We start from the raw sequence: 19,734 nt of genomic DNA, 5'->3' as shown, positions 1-19,734 counted from the left end.
AATCAATCGCCGAGCAGGCGGGCGATGCTCGCTGGCTTGATAGAAGCCCGAGACCTTTGCCATGCCACGCCTCAAGCCCTTCCTCGAGCCGAAATCGGCGGCCCTGACTGCCAGCGGCCTGCTGTTCATGCGGGTGATGGCTGCTGTGCTGCTGTTTTCCATCCACGGGTTGCCCAAGCTACTGGACTGGAGCGGGGAATTGCAGCGCATCGAAGATCCATTTGGCCTGGGTGCGCCGCTGACCCTGGGCCTGGCGGTGCTTGCCGAGGTGGTTTGCCCGGTGTTGCTGGTGCTGGGCGTGGTGGCGCGGCTGGCCTGCCTGCCGGTGCTGGCAGTGTTGCTGGTGGCGCTGGTGGTGGTGCATCCAGAGTGGTCACTGGAGCAAGGGCAGTTTGCCTGGTTGCTGGTGGCCCTGTATGGCGGGCTGGCATTGACCGGGCCTGGGTTGTACTCGGTGTCTGGATTGATCGGTCGAAACAGATTGTCCTGACCTTGTGGCGGCAAGGCAGCCCCAAAGCGCTAGCTGCTCCCCGGCCGGTACTGCAACGCCTCGGCCAGATGCCCCCGGCGGATCGCCTGGCTACCTTCCAGATCCGCCAATGTACGTGCAACCTTCAACAGCCGGTGCGCCGCCCGCAAAGAAAGCGTTAGCCGCTCGCAGGCACTTTCCAGCCAAGCCTGGTCTGCCGCTGCCAGCTGACAATGGCTGCGTAACCCGTCGAGGTCCAGAAACGCATTGGCACAGCCTTGCCGTCGCTGCTGCACTTCGCGGGCCTGGGCTACCTTGGCGGCCACGTCGGCACTGGTTTCCCCGCTTGGCTGGTGGCTGAGCGTGGTGGTCTCGCGGGCCACGGTCAGGTGCAAGTCGATGCGGTCCAGCAACGGCCCCGACAGCTTGTTGCGATACCGTGCAATCTGCTCGGTGCTGCAGCGGCAGCGGCCAGTCGGGTCACCCAGGTAGCCGCAAGGGCAGGGGTTCATCGCCGCCACCAGCTGGAAGCGCGCCGGAAAACGCACCTTGTCGCGCGCCCGGGCAATCACGATCTCGCCCGATTCCAGCGGTTCGCGCAGCACTTCCAGCACGCGCCTTTCAAACTCTGGCAGTTCGTCGAGAAACAGCACGCCATGGTGCGCCAAGGTGATTTCGCCTGGCTGCGGCCGGCTGCCGCCGCCTACCAGCGCCGGCCCCGAGGCCGAATGGTGCGGGTGGCGAAACGGCCGCTGCGGCCAGCTGCTCAGCGGCGTATGGCCACTGACCGACTGGATCGCCGCGACTTCCAGCGCCTCATGCTCATCCAGCGGTGGCAGCAGGCCGGGCAGGCGGCTGGCGAGCAATGTCTTGCCCGTACCGGGTGGCCCGGTGAACAACAGGTTATGGGCGCCGGCCGCGGCCAGCAGCAATGCCCGCTTGGCCGCGACCTGGCCCTGTACCTCGCTGAGGTCCGGATAAGGCTGTTGCTTCAGGACCAGGCCATTGGCGGCAAACGGGGCTAGTGGCACCTGCCCGTTGAGGTGCGCCACCAACTCGAGCAGGTGACCCACTGCATACACCGCAAGCCCGCCGGCCAGGCTGGCTTCCTCGGCATTTTCCCGGGGCACCACCAGCGCCCGGCCGGCCTCGCGCGCCGCCAGTGCTGCTGGCAACACGCCCTGCACCGGGCGCAATTTTCCCGACAGGGCCAGCTCGCCCAGGCATTCCATTTCCGCGAGGGCCGGCAACGGCACCTGGCCATCGGCGGCGAGGATGCCCAGGGCGATAGCCACGTCATAACGCCCGCCGTCCTTGGGCAGGTCGGCCGGGGCGAGGTTCTGGGTGATGCGCCGCTGCGGGTAATTCAGCCCGGAATTGACGATAGCGCTGCGCACACGGTCCTTGCTCTCCTTGACCGTGGTTTCCGGCAGGCCGACCAGGGTGAGCTGGGGCAGGCCGTTGGCTAGATGCGTTTCGACGCTGACCGCCGGGGCCTGTACGCCGACCTGGGCGCGGCTATGGACGAGGGCGAGGGACATGGACGCTCCGTTGTCGCTTGATATAAAACCGCTTCCTGCGGGTTGTCACAGCCTAGTGAGTATCTGCAAGGCGAGCGCAAGAGAAATGCGACTTAACGTTGCACGACAGGTTTTTCCCCTGCTTTTCACGTCCTGACAAATACTGGATCCAATACTTTGCGAAGATCCCGGCTATGGCTTAGTGTTCAAGAGCGACTGTTGTTGCCAGTGGATGGCAACGCGACCCTTAAATGGACTTAAGGTACTGCCCGTGCAAACCCTCAATCTCACCCGCCAGCAGCTCCGAGAATGGGTGCAGGCCAATGAATACGCTGAGCTTAACCGCCTTTTCGATGCGCTCGAGACGCAATGGCTGCAGGCGCCACCTGGTGAATGCCCGGTTTACCTCGAAGCTGTGCAAGGCCACCTGCTGGATTGGGACAGACAGGGCAGCAAGGCCCTGACGCAAACCCTCAAGGCGTGGATCGACGCCTGCCCCAAGGCATATCACCCGCATGTGGTGATGGGTTTTCACTGCTTCAGCCGTGCCTGCCAGATCCGTGGGCCGGCTGGCTGCCATGAAGTGTCGGAAGAACGCTGGCTGGCTGCTGAACAGGCCTGCGAAAAGGCCGCGGCGCATTTTCTGCGGGCCATGGCGCTTAGCGCACAGCCTGTGGCGGCAGTGATCGGCATGCTGCACATCAGTTCGCGCTTGGGTGAGCCAGGCTGGCTGGTCGAACTGTTCGATGGCCAGGTGGCGCGTTATCGGCCCAGCGCGCATGCCGATGTGGAGGTGCAGGAGGCCGCAGCGCCATTGTTGGTCAAATTCGGCCTGACGCCTTTGCAGGTGCTGCCGCAGGCATTGCCTGGCAGGTTGGGCGCGCGCTTGCACGAGCGGGGCGAGAGCGCCCGGGATTACTGGCTGCGCCATGCGCTGGCCTGGTTCACCGGCTGCTTCGAGGCGATCGAGGCCTATGCCACCTACCTGACCCCACGCTGGGGAGGCAGCGATGAGGCGATCGATGCACTGGCCAATGGGCCGCTGTGCCGCGCTTGGCCTGAAGCACAGCGCAATGCGATTCGTTGGCTGGTGCTGCAAGAAACATTCTGGCTGCCGCATGCCAGGCAACTGCCGCAGATCGCGGCTTGGCAAACAACCTTTGGCCAATGGGGACAGCGCGAACTCCGGCCCAAGGAGCGTGCCACGCTGCTGGCCTGGCGTGGGGCTCTGAGGCGCTGTTCGGTGCGTGACTACGCCGGGGCGATGCGCGACTTTGTCGATAGCGTCGCGCTCTACCCTGACCACGGCTTCGTCGCGACCATTGGCGAGCCTTTCCACAGTCTGGTGTGCCTGGTGCTGTTCCACGAGGCGGAGGACGATTCGCAGGTGCTGCGCACCGTCATCGAGCGGCTGTGCGATGACCGCCGACAGGCAGCGGCCTGTGCGCTGCGGGCGGTAGGGCACCAGTTTGGACTGTGGGGCTTTGGGCAATCCGCCGAGCAGGCACGCACGTGGTTGCTCATGGCCGTCAGGCGCCAGTGCGGGGGCGACGGGCAGGGCTTCGATGTGCTCGATGTGCCGCGCCTGCTCTGGGCTGCCAGCCTGCATGAGGCCGCGTATTTCCTGTATGAAACCTGTGCGGAGCTGAAACTGCCAAATGCTGCCATCGCGCTGTACGATCTGCACCGTGGCTGGTTGGACAACACGCCAGCGCATTACCTCAATGGCAAGGCTGCTGAGCACTGGCTGCTGTGCGCGGCGGAGTCTGGGCACCTGCAGGCCAAGTTTGACCTGGCCTGCCAACGCATGAGCGCGCTCAAAGGGCTGGAGGACCGCAAAGCAATGCTGGCGGTCAAGCGGCTGCTGCTCGACGCCATGGCCGAGCCGAACATCCATGCCAGGGCACAGTTGCAGTTAGCCATCTTGTTGCGCCAGTACGGTGATGCGCGAGAGCGTGTCGAGGCGGTGAGCTATTTGCTCCAGTTGGCCGAGCACCCTGATGCCTGGACCGCCGCGCGCGCCTGCGCGGAGCTTGGGCTGGCCTGGATGCAGGGCTGCGGCACGCGCAAGCAGAGTCGCTTCGCGGCAATCGAATGGGTTGATCGTGCCGTTGCGCTGCAGTCGAGCGATCCGCTCATCGAGAAAATACAGGCCGAGATCCGCAATTCGCACAGCCGGGTCAAGACGCTGTTCACGGTGTGCGGTGCGGCGTTGTTCCGTGGCGACTTGCGTGCCAGCGAGCTACCGCCCAAGGCCAGCGGCCAGCACCGGGCTTCGGCCTGATTGAAACGGGTGCTGCAATGCAGCCCCCGTGTTTTACCGGACGTCTTGCTTGGCGATTGTCATTCCTGCGCAGCGCTTGGCAGCCGGGCTTCCAGTTCAGCCACTTGCTTTTCCAGGGCTTCGAGTCGGGCGCGGGTGCGGGCCAGGACGACCATCTGACTGTCGAATTCCTCGCGGCTGACCAGGTCCAGCTTGCTGAAGGCCCCTTGCATCAATACTTTGAACTGGCTTTCCAGTTCGGCGCGGGGCTGGGCGGTATCGCTGCTGAACAGGCGCGAGGCCTGGTCGCTCAGGGCGTCGAGAAGGGCTTTGGGCGCGAGCATGTTCGGCTGTCCACTGAAACTGAGAAATGGCCCGCAGTGTAGCACGGGCCAACCCGCTTCCTGGACTGCGGGCCACTGCACGCTTTTTGAGCAGTTGGCCAAGTCCGCCTGCACCGAAGTTGTGCATGATTGCCATGCTGGCGACTGGCCAATCCCGACTGATTCACATAACCCGCTGTTTTCCGCCGGTTTAACGGAACTGGCAAGGTTTCTGCAAAGACCTGTACGAGCCATGCACTGATGCAGTTCCTTGTGACCAGGCAGTGCGCACGCGGAGCCGGATGCCGACGACGCGTTACAAAGCCAACCGCTGCGCTTAGACTTGAGACGGGTTTGTTTTCCTGGGGCAAGTCCACCAAATCGGGAGAGAGTTTCATGAAGCTAGTCACAGCCATCATCAAGCCGTTCAAGCTGGACGACGTGCGCGAGTCGCTGTCGGAAATCGGCGTGCAGGGCATTACCGTCACCGAAGTCAAAGGTTTCGGCCGGCAGAAGGGCCACACCGAGCTGTATCGCGGCGCGGAATATGTGGTCGACTTCCTGCCCAAAGTAAAGATCGACGTCGCCATCGACGACAAGGACCTTGATCGAGTGATCGAAGCCATCACCAAGGCGGCCAACACCGGCAAGATCGGTGACGGCAAGATCTTCGTGGTGAATCTGGAGCAGGCGATCCGCATCCGTACCGGCGAAACCGATACCGACGCGATCTAAGCGCCGAAAAAGCCTCACCAAACCCAACGCCCCAGGAGAAAACAACATGACTCTGCGTAAGATCGCAGGGCTAGGAGCCCTATTGTCCCTCGTAATGCCCGGGCTCGCCCTGGCAGAGGAAGCAGCTGCCCCAGCGCTGAACTCCGGCGACACCGCCTGGATGCTCACCTCGACAGCGCTGGTGCTGTTCATGACCATTCCAGGTCTGGCCCTTTTCTACGGCGGCATGGTGCGTTCCAAGAACGTGCTGTCGGTGATGATGCAGTGCTTTGCCATCACTGGCCTGATCAGCATCCTCTGGGTCATTTATGGCTACAGCATGGCCTTCGATACCACCGGTATGGAAAAAGGCGTGCTCAACTTCAATTCGTTCGTCGGCGGCTTCTCCAAGGCGTTCCTGAGCGGCGTCACGCCGGCCAACCTGACTTCGGCCACTGCACTGTTCCCTGAGGCAGTGTTCATCACCTTCCAGATGACCTTCGCCATCATCACCCCGGCACTGATCGTCGGTGCCTTTGCCGAGCGCATGAAGTTTTCGGCGATGCTGGTGTTCATGGGTATCTGGTTCACCCTGGTCTACGCCCCGATCGCGCACATGGTCTGGAGTGGTGACGGCGCGCTGCTGTGGGACTGGGGCGTGCTCGACTTCGCTGGCGGCACCGTGGTGCACATCAACGCCGGTATCGCTGGCCTGGTCTGCTGCCTGGTGATGGGCAAGCGCAAAGGCTACCCGACCACCCCGATGGCTCCGCACAACCTGGGCTACACCTTGATGGGCGCGGCCATGCTGTGGATCGGCTGGTTTGGCTTCAACGCCGGTTCCGCCGCCGCTGCCAACGGCACTGCCGGCATGGCCATGCTGGTGACCCAGATTGCCACCGCTGCCGCTGCGCTGGGCTGGATGTTCGCCGAGTGGATCTTCCACGGCAAACCCAGTGCCCTGGGCATCGCCTCGGGTGTGGTCGCCGGCCTGGTCGCCATCACGCCGGCCGCCGGGACCGTGGGCCCTATGGGCGCTCTGGTGATAGGTCTGATCTCCGGTGTGATCTGCTACTTCTGCGCCACCACCCTCAAGCGCAAGCTGGGTTATGACGACTCCCTGGACGCCTTCGGCGTGCACGGCGTCGGCGGCATCATCGGTGCCATCCTGACCGGCGTGTTCGCAGCACCGGCCTTGGGCGGCTTCGGTGCAGTCACCGATATCGGTGCCCAGGTCTGGGTTCAGGCCAAGGGCGTGATCTTCACCGTGGTCTATACCGCCATCGTCACCTACGTGATCCTCAAGGTGCTGGATGTGGTGATGGGCCTGCGGGTCAACGAAGAAGAAGAGTCGGTCGGCCTCGACCTGGCTCAGCACAACGAACGCGGCTACAACCTGTAACCGCGACGCTGGTAAAACTTGCCCGGTTCGCCGGGCATTTTTTTGTCTGTTTTTTGCGATTTCGCGCAGTGCAAACGGTTTATCACTCACGTTCGCGACGCAGGCCAAAAACTTACAAGTCTTCGGGCATTTATGGTGCTTTGCTTTTTCCACGAGCGCGCTAGAATGCGCGCCAAAGAGTGTTGGGTGAGTAGCCCCCACGCTTCTCCAGCCTTTGCTAGGCTTGCCAATAGCGTGTGGCCAGCAGGGTTCAAGGATTTGTCAGGTCTTGCCAGGAGTAGGGCCTGCTGGGTGCCGCCTCCCATCAGGAGCGCCGACCCAAGGGCAGTGGCCTAACCCACGGCCAGTTGAATTTTCACTGGTGGCTGCCGGTCTACGGCTGCACCGGTCTATAACTAACCTGCTTTTCGCAAGTCATGAGGTAGAACATGAGCGACGACGATCTGGAAAATGATGACCTCGAAGTAGGCGACGAAGACGAGGCTGATGAAGGCCTCGAAGCGGCGGCTGACGATGGCGTGGAAGATGCTGGCGATGACGACAGCAGCCCGGCACCGACTGCCAAGGGCAAATCCAAGGCCGCTGTCTCGGTAGACGAGATGCCGAGCATGGAAGCCAAGCAGAAGGAGCGTGATGCCCTGGCCAAGGCGATGGAAGAATTTCTTTCGCGCGGTGGCAAGGTGCAGGAAGTCGAGGCCAACGTGGTCGCCGACCCGCCCAAGAAGCCGGACAACAAGTACGGCAGCCGCCCTATCTGAGTGGCTGAGTGCAAAAAAGCCCGCCGTCGCTGCGGGCTTTTTTGTGCCTGTCTTTCAGGGTTACGCGGTCTGTGTGGGAGCGCCCCGGCAAGGCCGCTCCCACAATGTCAGCGCCAGCTGGCCAGAATGTCAGGCAGCTGGGACAAACGCTGGATCTCTGCATCCGGCGCCCGGTCGCCAGCCCAGGCCTTGCCCTGCGGGTTGAACCATACGGCGCGCAAACCGGCGCGTTGGGCCCCGGCAATGTCATCGCCCGGGTGGTCGCCGATGTGCACTGCCGCACTGGCCTCGACCTCGCCGAGCTTGAGGGCCTCCATGAACGGTGCCGGGTCCGGCTTGCCGATGCCCAGGTCCTCCGCACAAAGGGCAAAGCGGAAGTAATCCGCCAGCCCCAGTCGGCGTATATCGGCGTTGCCGTTGGTGACCACGCCCAATGTGTAGTGATGGCGCAGGATCTCCAGTACCGGCTGTACCTCGGGGAACACTTCGATCTGGTGGCGCGCATGCAGGAAAACTTCAAAGCCCTCGTTCGCCAGCTCCTGCGCCTGCTTCTCGCTGTAGCCGACTTCCTCCAGGGCGTGGAACAACACACGTCGGCGCAGGGCGCTGATGCGGTGCTTGAGGCCCGGCTCGGCTTGCACCAGGCGTTCGCGAATGGCGAACAGGTGTTCCACCGGCACGCCGCCGAGGACTGGCGCGTTGGCTTCGAGCCAGTCGCGCAGCACGACCTCGGCACTGGCAATCACGGGCGCGGTGTCCCACAGCGTGTCGTCGAGGTCGAAGGTGATCAGCTTGATGCTCATGAGTCTGTGCCTTTGCTGCGTTTGGCCCGAGGGTGGGCACTGTCGTACACCGCGGCCAGGTGCTGGAAGTCCAGGTGGGTGTAGATCTGCGTGGTGCTGATGTCGGCGTGGCCGAGCATTTCCTGCACCGCACGCAGGTCCTGGGACGATTCCAGCACGTGGCTGGCGAAGGAGTGGCGAAGCATGTGCGGGTGCAGGTGCTGGCCAAGCTCGCGCTCGCCGGCAGCCTTGACCCGCAGTTGGATGGCGCGTGGGCTCATGCGATTGCCCTGGCGGGTGATGAATACGGCGCTGTCACGCGGCGCGCCGATGCCACGCAGCTTGAACCAGGCCTGCAACGCCTCACGGGCCTTGCGCCCGACCGGTAATACGCGGGTCTTGCTGCCCTTCCCGAGTACTTGCACCAGGCCGGCAGCCAGGTCGAGCTGCTCGAGGTCGAGGTTGTTCAGTTCGGACAGGCGCAGGCCGGAGGAATAGAACAATTCGAGGATGGCCTTGTCACGGCGGGCGATAAAGTCGTCATCGACGCCGCCATCGAGCAGCTGCAGGGCTCGGTCGGTGTCCAGCACCTTGGGCAGCCGGCGTTCGCCCTTGGGCGCGCTCAGGCCGTTGGCCGGGTCGTGCTGGCACAGGCCTTCGCGATTGAGGTAGCGGTACAGGCCGCGCACCGCCGACAGCAATCGCGCCAGGCTGCGCGAGGACTGGCCGTGATGGTGCAAACGGGCGATAAGCTGGCGCAGCTGCTGAATCTGCAGGGCGCCCCAGCCGGCGATGCCTTGGCTATTGCAATATTCGATGACCTTGTCGAGGTCGCGGCGATAAGCCAGCAGGGTGTGTTCGGACACCTGGCGCTCGTTGCGCAGGTGTGCGCAATAAGCCTCCAGCTGGCGTTCCATCAGCGCACCGGACGCAGGGTCTGGGTCACGCGCGGCACCACGCGGCCAAGCACTTCGGCGATGTAGCCGAGGAACAAGGTGCCGACGCTGCTCTTGTAGTGCTGCGGGTCGCGGCTGCCGATCGCCAGCACGCCATGCAGCCCTTGATATTCGAGGGCGGCAACCGCACTGGAGCCGACCTCCTGCTGCTGCTCCTTGCCGAACAGGAAGGCCAGCTCGTGCTCGCGCAGATTGCCGCTGACCGTCTTGCCACCGCCCAGCAGGCCACCGATGGCTTGCTGAGCTTCGGCATTGCTGACCCAACGGCCTACGGGCGCTGCGTTGTCGCCGAACAGGATCAGGCTGACGAAAGGCACCTGGAATTCCTGGCGCAGGCTGTCTTCGACGGCCATCACCACTTCTTCCAGGCTGCCGGCATCGAGCAGGTCGAGGATCAGCCGACGGGTCTTGTCGAACAAACGGTCGTTGTCCCGGGCCACATCCATCAGTTGCGACAGGCGATGGCGCATCTCGATGTTGCGGTCGCGCAGCAGCTTGAGCTGGCGTTCCACCAGCGACACGCTGTCACCGCGCTGGTGGGGGATGCGCTGGTCGATCAACAGCTCGTCGTGCTCGGCGAAGAAAGTGGGGTGGGCGCGCAGGTAGGCGACCACCGCATCGGCATCGAGCTCATCGGGCTGCTGGGGTACTGGCTGATCGGTCATGGCGGTTACTCGCTTAGAGACGAACCTGTCCTTCGAAGACGCGTACGGCTGGGCCTGTCATCAACACGGGCTTGCCAGGGCCGGCCCATTCGATGTGCAGGCGGCCACCTGGCAGGTCGAGGGACACCGGAGAGTCCATCCAGCCCTGGCTGATGGCGGCGACGGCTGCGGCGCAGGCGCCGGTGCCACAGGCCTGGGTCTCGCCAGCGCCACGTTCCCACACCCGCAGGTTGGCGCGATGGCGGTCGATGACCTGGAGGAAGCCGGCATTCACCCGCTGCGGGAAGCGCGGGTGGTTTTCGATTTTCGGGCCAAGCTCATGGACCGGCGCGGTGTGCACATCATCGACGCGCAGCACGGCATGCGGGTTGCCCATGGACACGGCGGCAATCGAATACACCTGGCCGTCTACCTCCAGCGGGTAGTTCACTGCCTGTTCATCGGCAATGAAGGGGATTTCTGCCGGGACGAAGCGCGGCGGGCCCATGTCGACACACACCTGGCCGTCGTTCTGCACGTCCAGCTCGATGATGCCGCCCTTGGTTTCCACGCGGATGCGCTTTTTCGCGGTCAGGCGCTTGTCCAGCACGAAGCGGGCAAAGCAGCGCGCGCCGTTGCCGCACTGCTCGACCTCGGAGCCGTCGGCGTTGAAGATCCGGTAGCGGAAGTCCACTTCCGGGTTGCTCGGCGCCTCGACGATCAGCAGCTGGTCGAAGCCGATACCGGTGTGGCGGTCACCCCATTGCTTGGCGTGCTTGGGCTGGATGTGCGCGTGCTGGCTGACCAGGTCGAGGACCATGAAGTCGTTGCCCAGCCCATGCATCTTGGTAAAGCGCAGCAGCATGGGCTCACTCCGGCAGCAGGCTTTCGCCAGCGTACAGTTCGGCGATGGTCTCGCGGCGGCGGACTTCGAAAGCCTGGTCGCCGTCGACCAGGATTTCCGCACAACGGCCACGGGTGTTGTAGTTCGAGCTCATGACGAAACCATAGGCGCCCGCCGACTGTACGGCCAGCAGGTCACCTTCGGCCAGGTTCAGCACGCGGTCCTTGGCGAGGAAGTCGCCGGTTTCGCAGATCGGGCCTACCAGGTCATAGGCACGGCCTTCGCCCGCCCGTGGCGTGACCGCGCTGACGCCCATCCAGGCCTGGTACAGGGCCGGGCGGATCAGGTCGTTCATCGCTGCATCGATGATGGCGAAGTCCTTGTGTTCGGTGTGCTTGAGGTATTCCACGCGGGTCAGCAGGGCACCGGCGTTGGCCACGATATAGCGGCCTGGCTCGAACACCAGCGCCAGGTCACGGCTGCCTACGCGCTCACGGATGGCCTTGATGTAGTCGGCCACCAGCGGCGGCTCTTCGTCGCGATAGCGCACGCCAACGCCGCCACCCAAGTCCAGGTGGCGCAGGTGGATGCCGCACTCGGCCAGGCGGTCGACCAGGGCCAGCAGGCGGTCGAGGGCATCGAGGAACGGGTCGACGGTGGTCAACTGCGAACCGATGTGGCAGTCGACACCGACCACGTCCAGGTTCGGCAGCTGCGCGGCGCGCACGTAGATGGCTTCGGCGTCGGCGATGGCGATGCCGAACTTGTTCTCTTTGAGGCCGGTGGAGATGTACGGGTGAGTGCCGGCATCGACGTCCGGGTTCACGCGCAGCGAGATCGGCGCAACCTTGCCCATCTCGGCGGCTACCACTTGCAGGCGTTCGAGTTCGTCGGTGGACTCCACGTTGAAGCAGTGCACGCCGACTTCCAGGGCGCGGCGCATGTCTTCACGGGTCTTGCCGACGCCGGAGAAGACCACGCGATCGGCGCGCCCGCCAGCGGCCAGCACGCGCTCCAGCTCACCGCCGGAGACGATGTCGAAGCCTGCGCCCAGGCGCGCCAGGACGTTCAGTACGCCAAGGTTGGAGTTGGCCTTGACGGCGAAGCAGACCAGGTGATCGGTGCCTTGCAGGGCATCGGTGTAGCTGCGGTACTGGGCTTCGATGTGAGCGCGCGAGTACACGTAGGTCGGGGTGCCGAAGCGTTCGGCGATGGCCGACAGGGCGACGCCCTCCGCGAACAGTTCACCGTCGCGGTAGTTGAAAGCGTTCATCTGAATTCCTTACTGCTCTGGCGTCTGCTCGGGCTGGATTGGCTGCTCTTCCTGCGGCTGGACCGCTGGAGCATGCTGGTGCTGGTGCGACTTTTTCGGGCCTTTGCCGTCCTTGCCGTCTTCTGGCAGGTACAGGGGGCCCTTCTGACCGCAGGCCGAAACGAGGCAGGCAACCGCGACCAGCGCCGCGAGCGAGGAAATCAGGCGCTTCATGGGTGAAATCCTTTGAAATATGCAGTATTGCGCCCGAGTATACCGAGCGACCGGCGGATTGCCTATGCAAGAGCCGGTCCGTCGGGCGGGCTATGCTCAGGGGCGCTCGCCACGGTAATCGGGCCGCTGGCGAGCGCGGCTAAACCTTTGCATTCATGGCCCGGCGCCCGTATCTTGCCGGCTTGCCCGTAAAGCAGCCAATTCGAGGTTCCTGCAATGAGTTTGAGCGAAGCGCGTTTCCATGATCTGGTCGACGCGACCCAACAGGCCCTGGAAGACTTGTTCGACGAGAGCGGCCTGGACCTGGACATGGAAAATTCTGGCGGCGTGCTGACCGTCAAGTTCGAAGGCGGCGCCCAGCTGATCTTCAGTCGCCAGGAGCCGTTGCGCCAGCTGTGGCTGGCCGACCGTTCCGGCGGCTTCCACTTCGACTACGACGAGGAAAGCGGCAAGTGGGTGTGCGAGAAGAGCGAAGAACTGCTGAACGAAATGCTCGAGCGTATCGTCTGGGAGCGGGCCGGCGAGAAGCTGGACTTCGACGAGATCTGACATGACCAGCCAGGCGCGGCCACCCAAGCCGCTGTACAGCAACGTCAGCCCGGCGGTGCCGTCGCCCTGCATCAGCGTCTGCCGGCTGGATGAGCAGCGGGTATGCACCGGCTGCCACCGGCATGTCGAGCACATTCGCGAATGGCGCTCGGCCGACGACGAACGGCGCCGGCAGATCTGCCGCGAAGCCGAGGCGCTGCGCGCACGGGCTTGAGTATTTGCCCGGCTGTGGTAGTGTCGGGTTGTGCGTCGGTGACGCAAAAGCATCCACAAACCCCGCCCTTGGGCGGGGTTTTGCTTTATCTGCCCGCAGCAAACCGCCTGTTCAAAGGAGTCTGACTGGATCATGAGCACCAAGCCTTCCCTCATCCTCACCCGATTGGACGTACAACGTCTCGAGCGCCTGATCGACAGCCTCGACGAAAATACGCCGGGTGTGCTCGCCTTGCAGGAGGAGCTGGACCGTGCCGCTCAGGTGGTCGGCCATGAGGAAGTGCCCGCCGGAGTGGTGACCATGAACTCGCGGGTGCATTGCCGTGAAGAGGCCAGTGGCAAGGACTACCACCTGACCCTGGTATATCCGAAAGATGCCGGTGGAGAAGGCACGGTTTCGATCCTCGCGCCAATCGGTTGTGCGCTGCTGGGCTTGTCGGTGGGCGAGCAGATCGACTGGCCGGCTCCCGGAGGCAAGACGCTCAAGCTGAAGTTGCTGGAAGTTGAATACCAGCCAGAAGCGGCTGGCGATTTCGAACTCTGAAATCCCCGGGGCCGCTTTGCGGCCCTTTCGCGACACAAGGCCGCTCCTACAGGAATACCCGATCTCCTGTAGGAGCGGCCTTGTGTCGCGAAAGGGCTGCGAAGCAGCCCCGGCATCCTCAAGGCTCCACCTTAGCCTGCAACTTCGCCAATCCATCGTTCAGCGCCTGTTCCAGCTCGCGCTTGTAGCGCAGGTACAGGCTGGTCGACCCCTGCTCATCTTCGAGCAGCTCGGACAAGTCCAGGTCGGTGATATAGCAGCGGTAATGCCCGGCGCTACGCCGCTGGCCAAGGATCTGCCGGGCGACCACCTCATACAGTTGGTCGCCATGCTCCAGCTCGGAAAACTCCTGCTGGTCGCAATACAGCGTCACATGCACCCCATTCCCCGTGCCGGCCTGCAAAATGGCCTGAACCTCATAATATGGCTGGTCGAGGCCAGCGCTGGGCGCCGGGCGCGGCTCGATGGTGCGCGCGTTGCCCGGGCCGGAAGGCAGCAGCTGGGCATAGTGGATAGCCAGTGAAGCCTGTTGCAGATGGTCGAGTGGAAGGCGGGCATCGTGGCGCACCACCACCGAACGCAGAAAGCGTTGCAACGGCAGCAGCAGGTGACTTTCGTCAAACAATGGCAGGCGCTGTTGCCACAGGGCGTTGTACTCGTCCAGCACGTACAGGTCGGCCCAGCCGTCGAGCAGGCGGTAGAACACCTGGATGCAATTACGCCGGCCTTGTTCCAGCACCAGGGGCAAGTCGTAGTCTTGCAGTGCATTGCCATCCAGGTGCAACGGGCTGTAGTGGCTGCGCACTTCACCCAGGTGATCGAGCACGGCGCCATGTTCGGACAGGGTCGCCAGGCTAACCTGGCCTGGCAACAGTTCCAGCACGTGAGTGTACTGTGCCACTTGCAGCAGGTAGCGGTGATTCAGCCCCTGGTCGAGCAGCAGTTGCGCAGTGTCGAAGATTTCCTCGACCCGCTGGCTGATGGCCTGGGCGCGGTTGTGGCAAAAGCAGCGCACCCGCACCTGCGGGCGGTGGCTGCGCTGGCCGAGGCTGTTGAGGAAGTCACGCAGGCAGCGCAGCAGCGCGTGCTCGCCGTCGTAGCGCTGCACCAGCACTTCGTTCCAGCTGTTGAGGGTGACCTGATCAAGCGTCAGCACCAGGTTCTCGCGCACACCGGCATAGCTCAACGAATCGGTGCGCTCGGTGGTCATCAGGATGTTCAGGTCCCGGTGATGACGCAGTGGATCGACACCGACATTGACCAGCAGCAGGATCTCGTCAGCTACGCTCGGTTGCAGCAGGCGCGCTTCGCTGACGCTGGCCAGTGGCAGCGGGATGCTCTGCTGCAGGCTGCCCAGCAGGTTGAACAGCTCGAATTCGCTGAGGTCGCTGTCGCCGGGGTGCAGCGCCAGGCGCGTGGTGTGGTCGATGACGCCATTGCGGTGGGCCCAGGTCAGCAGCTCGAGCAGTTCACGGCAGCGCTTGATCGGGCTGAAATGCTCCCATTCGTATACGCCCAGGTTGCCGTTGTAGAGGCCCCAGTGATGACTGCCAGGCTCCTTGCGGTTCGGGGACTGGACCAGCGTCAAGGTATCTTCGGCAATGTCCGGGGCAATGCCCGGGTTGATCACTTCGATCTTGCCGGCGCGGCGTTCGAAGGCGGCGTACAGGCGCCGGCCCAGGACATTCAGGTCACGCTGGTCGGCGCGGCTGGTGGCACCCTGGTTTTGCGCGAACTGGCCGAGAAAGCGATAGCTATGGTTGAGCTCCGCCACCAGCTCACGGCGTTCGAGGGCGACCTGGCGCACCTTCCATTGGCTGCGGCTGTCGAGCATGACCAGCTGGCGTTCGTCCCAGCCCCACTCATCGGTAAGGCGCTGCAACAGTTGGCGCTGCCAGCCGTTGTTACGGCTGCGGTCCAGGCCACTCAGCTTCTTGTTGACCTTGAGGTAAAGGCTGCGCCTGACCAGCTCGAGCCGAGCGGTTTCACCGCGTTGCTGCAGATAGCGCTCGATGCGCCGGTACACCATCACATAGGGGTCGAGTTCGTCGAGGTTCAGACGGTTGGCGAACACCGCCTGTTTATAGTCCAGGCACAGGCAGCGCACGGTCGGGTGCTCGCTGGCATAGACTTCGGTCAGCAGCAGCTTGAGCAGTGACTTGTAGGGCGAATCGATGCCCTTGAACAACTGCCAAAGCCCGGCGCCGAGGTACTCGCCTGGTGGAATATGGGCAAGGTTGCCGAGGTCCAGGGCGTCCTGGTTGCGGATGAAACGCTTGGATAGCAGGGTCTCGGTGTAGGCCTGATAGTTGTGCTCTTCATAGACCGGCACCAGCCACCACAGCGGCGTTCGCCCGGCCAGCCAGATGGCGGTGCGATAGAACTCGTCGAGCAGCAGGAAATGTTGCGTGGTGCCGCAGTCGTCGGAGCTGAGCTGGCTGTCGCGCTGGCCCTGGGAGAAGCTTTGCGGGTCGATCAGGAAGAAGTGGGCCTCGGCACCCTGGCTGGCCGCCCAGGCCTCCAGCAGCTGGCACTTGCGGCGCAACTCTTCGCGCTCGGCCTCGCTCAGGCCAGGGGCATGGCATACCCAGAGGTCCATGTCGCTCTGTTCGGCCTGGGCCAGCGTACCGAGACTGCCCATCAGGAACAGGCCGTGGATCGGGCGTGGCGGGTTGCCATGACGGGTTTTGTAGGCGAACGAGCGAGCCAGGCGCTGGGCATCGGCGACCTGTTCGGCATCCGGCTCGAACCCCGCCACCCCGGCCGGTGTGGCGCCGGATACGTAACCGGGCAACAGCGGGTGGTTGACGTGGAACAGCAGCGGCAGCAGGGTCAGGACCAGCTGCTGGCGGCTCGACAGGCCCTCCATTGCGCGTTCTAGCCGGCACTGGTTGATGTGCAGAAAGCGCGCACGCAATGTCGCCAGCACCTTGCGGTCGATGCCTTCGTCCAGGTCAGGGCGGATTTCGTGGGGGTGGTTCATTGCACACTCAGGGCGGGCCAGGAAAGCTGTGGCGAGTTTAGCCTGAGTGGGGCAGTCGGATAAGCGTCAATTGGGTTTTTGACGTCATTTTAATAGCGCCTGTTCTGGCCTCTTCGCGGGCAAGCCCGCTCCCACGGGTACTGCGCCGTACTTGAGAGCGGTGCATAACCTGTGGGAGCGGGCGTGCCCGCGAAGAGGCCGGTACAGAATCAAGCGGGCTGTGTGGATTTGAGGATGCTAAGCAACTGTTGGACGCTTTCAGCCGCATCAATCCCGAGGCTGGTGAGGTAGCCACCATCGGGCTGGTCGGTGAGTCCTTTTTCATGAAGACGCTTGGCCGCAGCGATCTGGGCGGGCGCCGCGCCGCTGTGAACTTTGATGCCTTCCTGGTGGTTGTCCAGGTTGAACAGGGCGAGCACTTCCAGTTCGGCGATCAGTTCGGGGGTAAAAGACATGGCGACTCCTGACTTTCAGACAAGGATGGCGGCACCGCCAGCGGTGCCTGATCCTGGAGTGTAGTCGGGTTATTCGTCGTCGCCTTGATCCATCTCAGGCGGCAGCTCGGGCAGGGCGCGCAGGGCGGTTTCATACCACTCGCCGTTGAATGGGCGGTCTTCCTGGAGCATGTTGTCGATCTCGAAGGCCAGCACGTGGGCCATGAGGTTGAGGATGTCTTCGCGCTCATAGCCGACCAGGGTCAGTTTATTGAAGGTGGCCTTGGCCGCTGGCGGCTCGCCGCTTTCGATCTGGTTTTCGATGGCTTCGGTCAGCGTCGCTTCGGCGAAGGCTTCGTCGTCATTGTCGATTTCGTCGTGTTCGCTCATGGCGCTACTCCTGTGGTGGGATGCACAGTTTGCCATGCCCGCGTCGGCAATGCCCGGTCATCGACCGGGTGCATGACGCTGGTCAGGCGTCGGCGTAGCGTCTATAACAGCCGAGCCATCCCCACACGGCCTGGAGGCTGTAACCCCATGCTCAAGCTTCACGGATTCTCGGTCAGCAACTACTACAACATGGTCAAGCTGGCCCTGCTGGAGAAAGGCCTGCCTTTCGAGGAAGTCACCTTCTACGGCGGGCAGGCGCCGCAGGCACTGGAAGTCAGCCCGCGGGGCAAGGTGCCGGTGCTGGAAACCGAACACGGCTTCCTCAGCGAAACCAGCGTAATACTCGACTATATCGAGCAGACCCAAGGTGGCAAGGCGCTGCTGCCCAGCGACCCGTTCGGCCAGGCCAAGGTGCGCGAACTGGTGAAGGAAATCGAACTGTACATCGAGCTGCCGGCGCGTACCTGCTACGCCGAGTCGTTCTTCGGCATGCCGGTGGAGCCGCTGGTCAAGGAGCGCGCGCGTACCGACTTGCTGGCGGGGTTTGCCACGCTCAAGCGCAATGGCCGTTTCGCGCCTTATGTGGCGGGGGAGCAACTGACCCTGGCCGACCTGATGTTCTGCTTCTCGGTGGACCTTGCGTGCGCAGTAGGCAAGAAAGTGCTGGGTATCGACTTCCTGGCGGACTTCCCGCAGGCCAAGGCGTTGCTGCAACTGCTGGGCGAGAACCCGCACATGGCGCGGATCGTGGCGGACAAGGAGGCCTCGATGCCGGCCTTCCTGGAGATGGTACGCAGCGGCAAGCGCTGAATGACCGGGGGCTGCTTTGCAGCCCATTCGCGGGCGCGCCCGCTCCCACATGGATTGTGCATTGCCTGAGTCTTGCACCATACCTGTGGGAGCGGGCATGCCCGCGAACGAGGGCGAAGCCCTCGCAATGGGCTTTAGCGCGAAGCCAGCAGGGCCTTGCCGCGAACGACGGCAGCACGCACCTGGGCTGGCGCGGTACCACCGATGTGGTTACGGGCATTCACCGACCCCTCCAGGGTCAGCACGGCAAACACGTCCTGCTCGATCTGGTCGCTGAACTGGCGCAGTTCGTCCAGGCTCATCTCGGCCAGGTCCTTGCCCGTGTCGACGCCATACTTCACAGCGTGGCCGACGATCTCGTGGCAATCACGGAACGGCAGGCCGCGGCGAACCAGATAGTCGGCCAGGTCGGTCGCGGTGGAGAAACCGCGCAGAGCCGCTTCGCGCATGATGGCGTGCTTGGGCTTGATCGCCGGGATCATGTCGGCAAAGGCGCGCAGCGAGTCGCGCAGAGTGTCGGCGGCGTCGAACAGCGGCTCCTTGTCTTCCTGGTTGTCCTTGTTGTAGGCCAGCGGCTGGCCTTTCATCAGGGTCAGCAGGCCGGTCAGGGCGCCGAATACACGGCCGCTCTTGCCGCGCACCAGCTCCGGTACGTCCGGGTTCTTCTTCTGCGGCATGATCGAGCTGCCGGTGCAGAAGCGATCAGGCAGGTCGATGAACTGGAACTGGGCGCTGGTCCACAGCACCAGTTCTTCGGAGAAGCGCGACAGGTGCATCATTGCCACGCTGGCGGCCGCGCAGAATTCGATGGCGAAGTCACGGTCCGAGACGCCGTCCAGCGAGTTGCCGGCCACAGCTTCGAAGCCCAGCAGCTTGCAAGTCAGCTCACGGTCGATAGGGTAGGTGGTGCCGGCCAGCGCGGCACTGCCCAACGGCATGCGATTGGCGCGCTTGCGGCAGTCGACCAGGCGCTCGTAGTCGCGGCTGAGCATTTCGAACCAGGCCAGCAGGTGGTGGCCGAAGGTGACCGGCTGGGCAGTCTGCAGGTGGGTGAAGCCAGGCATGATGGTTTCGGCTTCACGTTCGGCCTGCTCCAGCAGACCCTGCTGCAGACGGGTGATCTCGGCCAGGATCAGGTCGATCTCGTCACGCAGCCACAGACGGATGTCGGTGGCCACCTGGTCGTTGCGGCTACGGCCGGTGTGCAGCTTCTTGCCAGTGATGCCGATACGGTCGGTCAGGCGTGCTTCGATGTTCATGTGCACGTCTTCGAGGTCGACACGCCAGTCGAAGCTGCCAGCCTCGATTTCGCCCTGGATGGTTTTCAGGCCATCGATGATGGTGTCGCGCTCGGCATCGCTGAGGACGCCGACCTGCGCCAGCATGGTGGCGTGGGCGATCGAACCCATGATGTCGTGGCGGTACAGGCGCTTGTCGAAGTCGACCGAGGCGGTGAAACGGGCGACGAAGGCGTCGACGGGCTCACTGAAGCGGCCGCCCCAGGACTGATTGGTCTTGTCGGTGCTCATGGATTCACTCTATGCAGGCGTGAACGAAAAAGTGGCGCCGATAATAGCAGGGTTGGGCCTGACACCGCAGGACATCGGTCGACAGAAACCGGTGGCAAACATCGGTAAAGGTGGGCGAAGA

The 19,734-nt window shown here is 63.5% G+C and carries 21 protein-coding genes; 9 read left to right on the top strand and 12 right to left on the bottom strand.

Translation table 11 applies throughout. The features are described 5' to 3' along the window. Nucleotides 1-61 precede the first annotated feature (61 nt). Nucleotides 62-490: a DoxX family protein gene (locus APH33_RS18100; RefSeq protein ID WP_054886470.1), complete on the top strand. Its 429-nt coding sequence runs from the start codon at nucleotides 62-64 to the stop codon at nucleotides 488-490. Nucleotides 491-519: 29 nt separating this feature from the next. Here APH33_RS18100 and APH33_RS18095 read toward each other — a convergent pair whose 3' ends face one another. After that, entirely contained in the window at nucleotides 520-2,010 is a 1,491-nt protein-coding gene (locus tag APH33_RS18095; protein WP_054886469.1) for a YifB family Mg chelatase-like AAA ATPase, read from the bottom strand. Nucleotides 2,011-2,260: 250 nt separating this feature from the next. Here APH33_RS18095 and APH33_RS18090 point away from each other — a divergent pair, with 250 nt between their 5' ends. Then, a complete protein-coding gene (locus tag APH33_RS18090) occupies nucleotides 2,261-4,273 on the top strand; it encodes a DUF4034 domain-containing protein (RefSeq protein WP_054886468.1) in 2,013 nt (670 codons plus the stop codon). Between the two features lie 59 nt (nucleotides 4,274-4,332). On the opposite strand, the gene APH33_RS18085 is transcribed toward APH33_RS18090, so the two are convergent. Next, the gene (locus APH33_RS18085) at nucleotides 4,333-4,596 is read right to left on the bottom strand and encodes an accessory factor UbiK family protein (RefSeq protein WP_054886467.1); all 264 of its coding nucleotides are present in this window, start codon (nucleotides 4,594-4,596) and stop codon (nucleotides 4,333-4,335) included. 375 nt (nucleotides 4,597-4,971) lie between these two features. On the opposite strand from APH33_RS18085, the gene glnK reads away from it, so the two are divergent. The 3 genes from glnK to sutA all read left to right on the top strand — a co-directional run bounded on the left by glnK (nucleotide 4,972) and on the right by sutA (nucleotide 7,449). Next, nucleotides 4,972-5,310 carry a P-II family nitrogen regulator gene (gene glnK, locus APH33_RS18080; protein WP_002555808.1) on the top strand — a complete coding sequence of 113 codons (339 nt, stop codon included), beginning with the start codon at nucleotides 4,972-4,974 and terminating at the stop codon, nucleotides 5,308-5,310. A 46-nt stretch (nucleotides 5,311-5,356) separates the two neighbouring features. Next, nucleotides 5,357-6,691, top strand: a complete 1,335-nt coding sequence (locus tag APH33_RS18075) for an ammonium transporter (protein WP_054886466.1) — start codon at nucleotides 5,357-5,359, stop codon at nucleotides 6,689-6,691. Between the two features lie 428 nt (nucleotides 6,692-7,119). After that, nucleotides 7,120-7,449 (top strand): transcriptional regulator SutA, encoded by a 330-nt coding sequence (gene sutA, locus APH33_RS18070; protein ID WP_054886465.1) that lies wholly within the window; start codon nucleotides 7,120-7,122, stop codon nucleotides 7,447-7,449. Nucleotides 7,450-7,556: 107 nt separating this feature from the next. Here the strand turns inward: sutA and APH33_RS18065 are convergent, their stop codons facing one another. The 6 genes from APH33_RS18065 to APH33_RS18040 are packed head-to-tail and all read right to left on the bottom strand — an operon-like array spanning nucleotide 7,557 to nucleotide 12,161. After that, nucleotides 7,557-8,252 carry an HAD family hydrolase gene (locus APH33_RS18065; RefSeq protein WP_054886464.1) on the bottom strand — a complete coding sequence of 232 codons (696 nt, stop codon included), beginning with the start codon at nucleotides 8,250-8,252 and terminating at the stop codon, nucleotides 7,557-7,559. Then, a complete protein-coding gene (xerC, locus tag APH33_RS18060; protein WP_054886463.1) occupies nucleotides 8,249-9,148 on the bottom strand; it encodes a tyrosine recombinase XerC in 900 nt (299 codons plus the stop codon). The genes APH33_RS18065 and xerC overlap by 4 nt, the downstream gene beginning before the upstream one ends. Then, nucleotides 9,148-9,852: a DUF484 family protein gene (locus APH33_RS18055; protein ID WP_054886462.1), complete on the bottom strand. Its 705-nt coding sequence runs from the start codon at nucleotides 9,850-9,852 to the stop codon at nucleotides 9,148-9,150. The genes xerC and APH33_RS18055 overlap by 1 nt, the downstream gene beginning before the upstream one ends. 13 nt (nucleotides 9,853-9,865) lie before the next feature. Beyond that, nucleotides 9,866-10,696 carry a diaminopimelate epimerase gene (dapF, locus tag APH33_RS18050; RefSeq protein ID WP_054886461.1) on the bottom strand — a complete coding sequence of 277 codons (831 nt, stop codon included), beginning with the start codon at nucleotides 10,694-10,696 and terminating at the stop codon, nucleotides 9,866-9,868. 4 nt (nucleotides 10,697-10,700) lie between these two features. Further along, nucleotides 10,701-11,948 (bottom strand): diaminopimelate decarboxylase, encoded by a 1,248-nt coding sequence (gene lysA / locus APH33_RS18045; RefSeq protein ID WP_054886460.1) that lies wholly within the window; start codon nucleotides 11,946-11,948, stop codon nucleotides 10,701-10,703. Nucleotides 11,949-11,957: 9 nt separating this feature from the next. Continuing rightward, entirely contained in the window at nucleotides 11,958-12,161 is a 204-nt protein-coding gene (locus APH33_RS18040) for a lipoprotein (RefSeq protein ID WP_054886459.1), read from the bottom strand. Between the two features lie 216 nt (nucleotides 12,162-12,377). Here APH33_RS18040 and cyaY point away from each other — a divergent pair, with 216 nt between their 5' ends. The 3 genes from cyaY to rnk all read left to right on the top strand — a co-directional run bounded on the left by cyaY (nucleotide 12,378) and on the right by rnk (nucleotide 13,467). After that, nucleotides 12,378-12,710, top strand: coding sequence for an iron donor protein CyaY (cyaY, locus tag APH33_RS18035; RefSeq protein ID WP_054886458.1), 333 nt, complete (start codon nucleotides 12,378-12,380; stop codon nucleotides 12,708-12,710). Nucleotide 12,711: 1 nt separating this feature from the next. Further along, nucleotides 12,712-12,924: a DUF1289 domain-containing protein gene (locus APH33_RS18030; RefSeq protein WP_054886457.1), complete on the top strand. Its 213-nt coding sequence runs from the start codon at nucleotides 12,712-12,714 to the stop codon at nucleotides 12,922-12,924. A 132-nt stretch (nucleotides 12,925-13,056) separates the two neighbouring features. Further along, complete coding sequence (rnk, locus tag APH33_RS18025) at nucleotides 13,057-13,467, top strand: nucleoside diphosphate kinase regulator (RefSeq protein WP_054886456.1); 411 nt, start codon at nucleotides 13,057-13,059, stop codon at nucleotides 13,465-13,467. Nucleotides 13,468-13,585: 118 nt separating this feature from the next. Here rnk and APH33_RS18020 read toward each other — a convergent pair whose 3' ends face one another. The 3 genes from APH33_RS18020 to APH33_RS18010 form a co-directional block, all read right to left on the bottom strand. Continuing rightward, the gene (locus tag APH33_RS18020) at nucleotides 13,586-16,450 is read right to left on the bottom strand and encodes a class I adenylate cyclase (RefSeq protein ID WP_054886455.1); all 2,865 of its coding nucleotides are present in this window, start codon (nucleotides 16,448-16,450) and stop codon (nucleotides 13,586-13,588) included. A gap of 209 nt (nucleotides 16,451-16,659) precedes the next feature. Next, a complete protein-coding gene (locus APH33_RS18015) occupies nucleotides 16,660-16,905 on the bottom strand; it encodes a TIGR02647 family protein (protein ID WP_054886454.1) in 246 nt (81 codons plus the stop codon). A 69-nt stretch (nucleotides 16,906-16,974) separates the two neighbouring features. Then, complete coding sequence (locus APH33_RS18010; protein WP_054886453.1) at nucleotides 16,975-17,274, bottom strand: hypothetical protein; 300 nt, start codon at nucleotides 17,272-17,274, stop codon at nucleotides 16,975-16,977. Between the two features lie 147 nt (nucleotides 17,275-17,421). Between APH33_RS18010 and APH33_RS18005 the strand changes: the two genes are divergently transcribed. Then, nucleotides 17,422-18,084: a glutathione S-transferase gene (locus APH33_RS18005; RefSeq protein WP_054886452.1), complete on the top strand. Its 663-nt coding sequence runs from the start codon at nucleotides 17,422-17,424 to the stop codon at nucleotides 18,082-18,084. 134 nt (nucleotides 18,085-18,218) lie between these two features. Here APH33_RS18005 and argH read toward each other — a convergent pair whose 3' ends face one another. Next, entirely contained in the window at nucleotides 18,219-19,613 is a 1,395-nt protein-coding gene (argH, locus tag APH33_RS18000; RefSeq protein ID WP_027916957.1) for an argininosuccinate lyase, read from the bottom strand. Between the last annotated feature and the right edge of the window lie 121 nt (nucleotides 19,614-19,734).

The sequence above is a fragment of the Pseudomonas sp. NBRC 111130 genome, assembly GCF_001320485.1.
Lineage (GTDB): Bacteria > Pseudomonadota > Gammaproteobacteria > Pseudomonadales > Pseudomonadaceae > Aquipseudomonas > Aquipseudomonas vlassakiae.
Note: the sequence above shows the minus strand (reverse complement) of the source record. Positions and strands in the feature narration are given on the sequence as shown.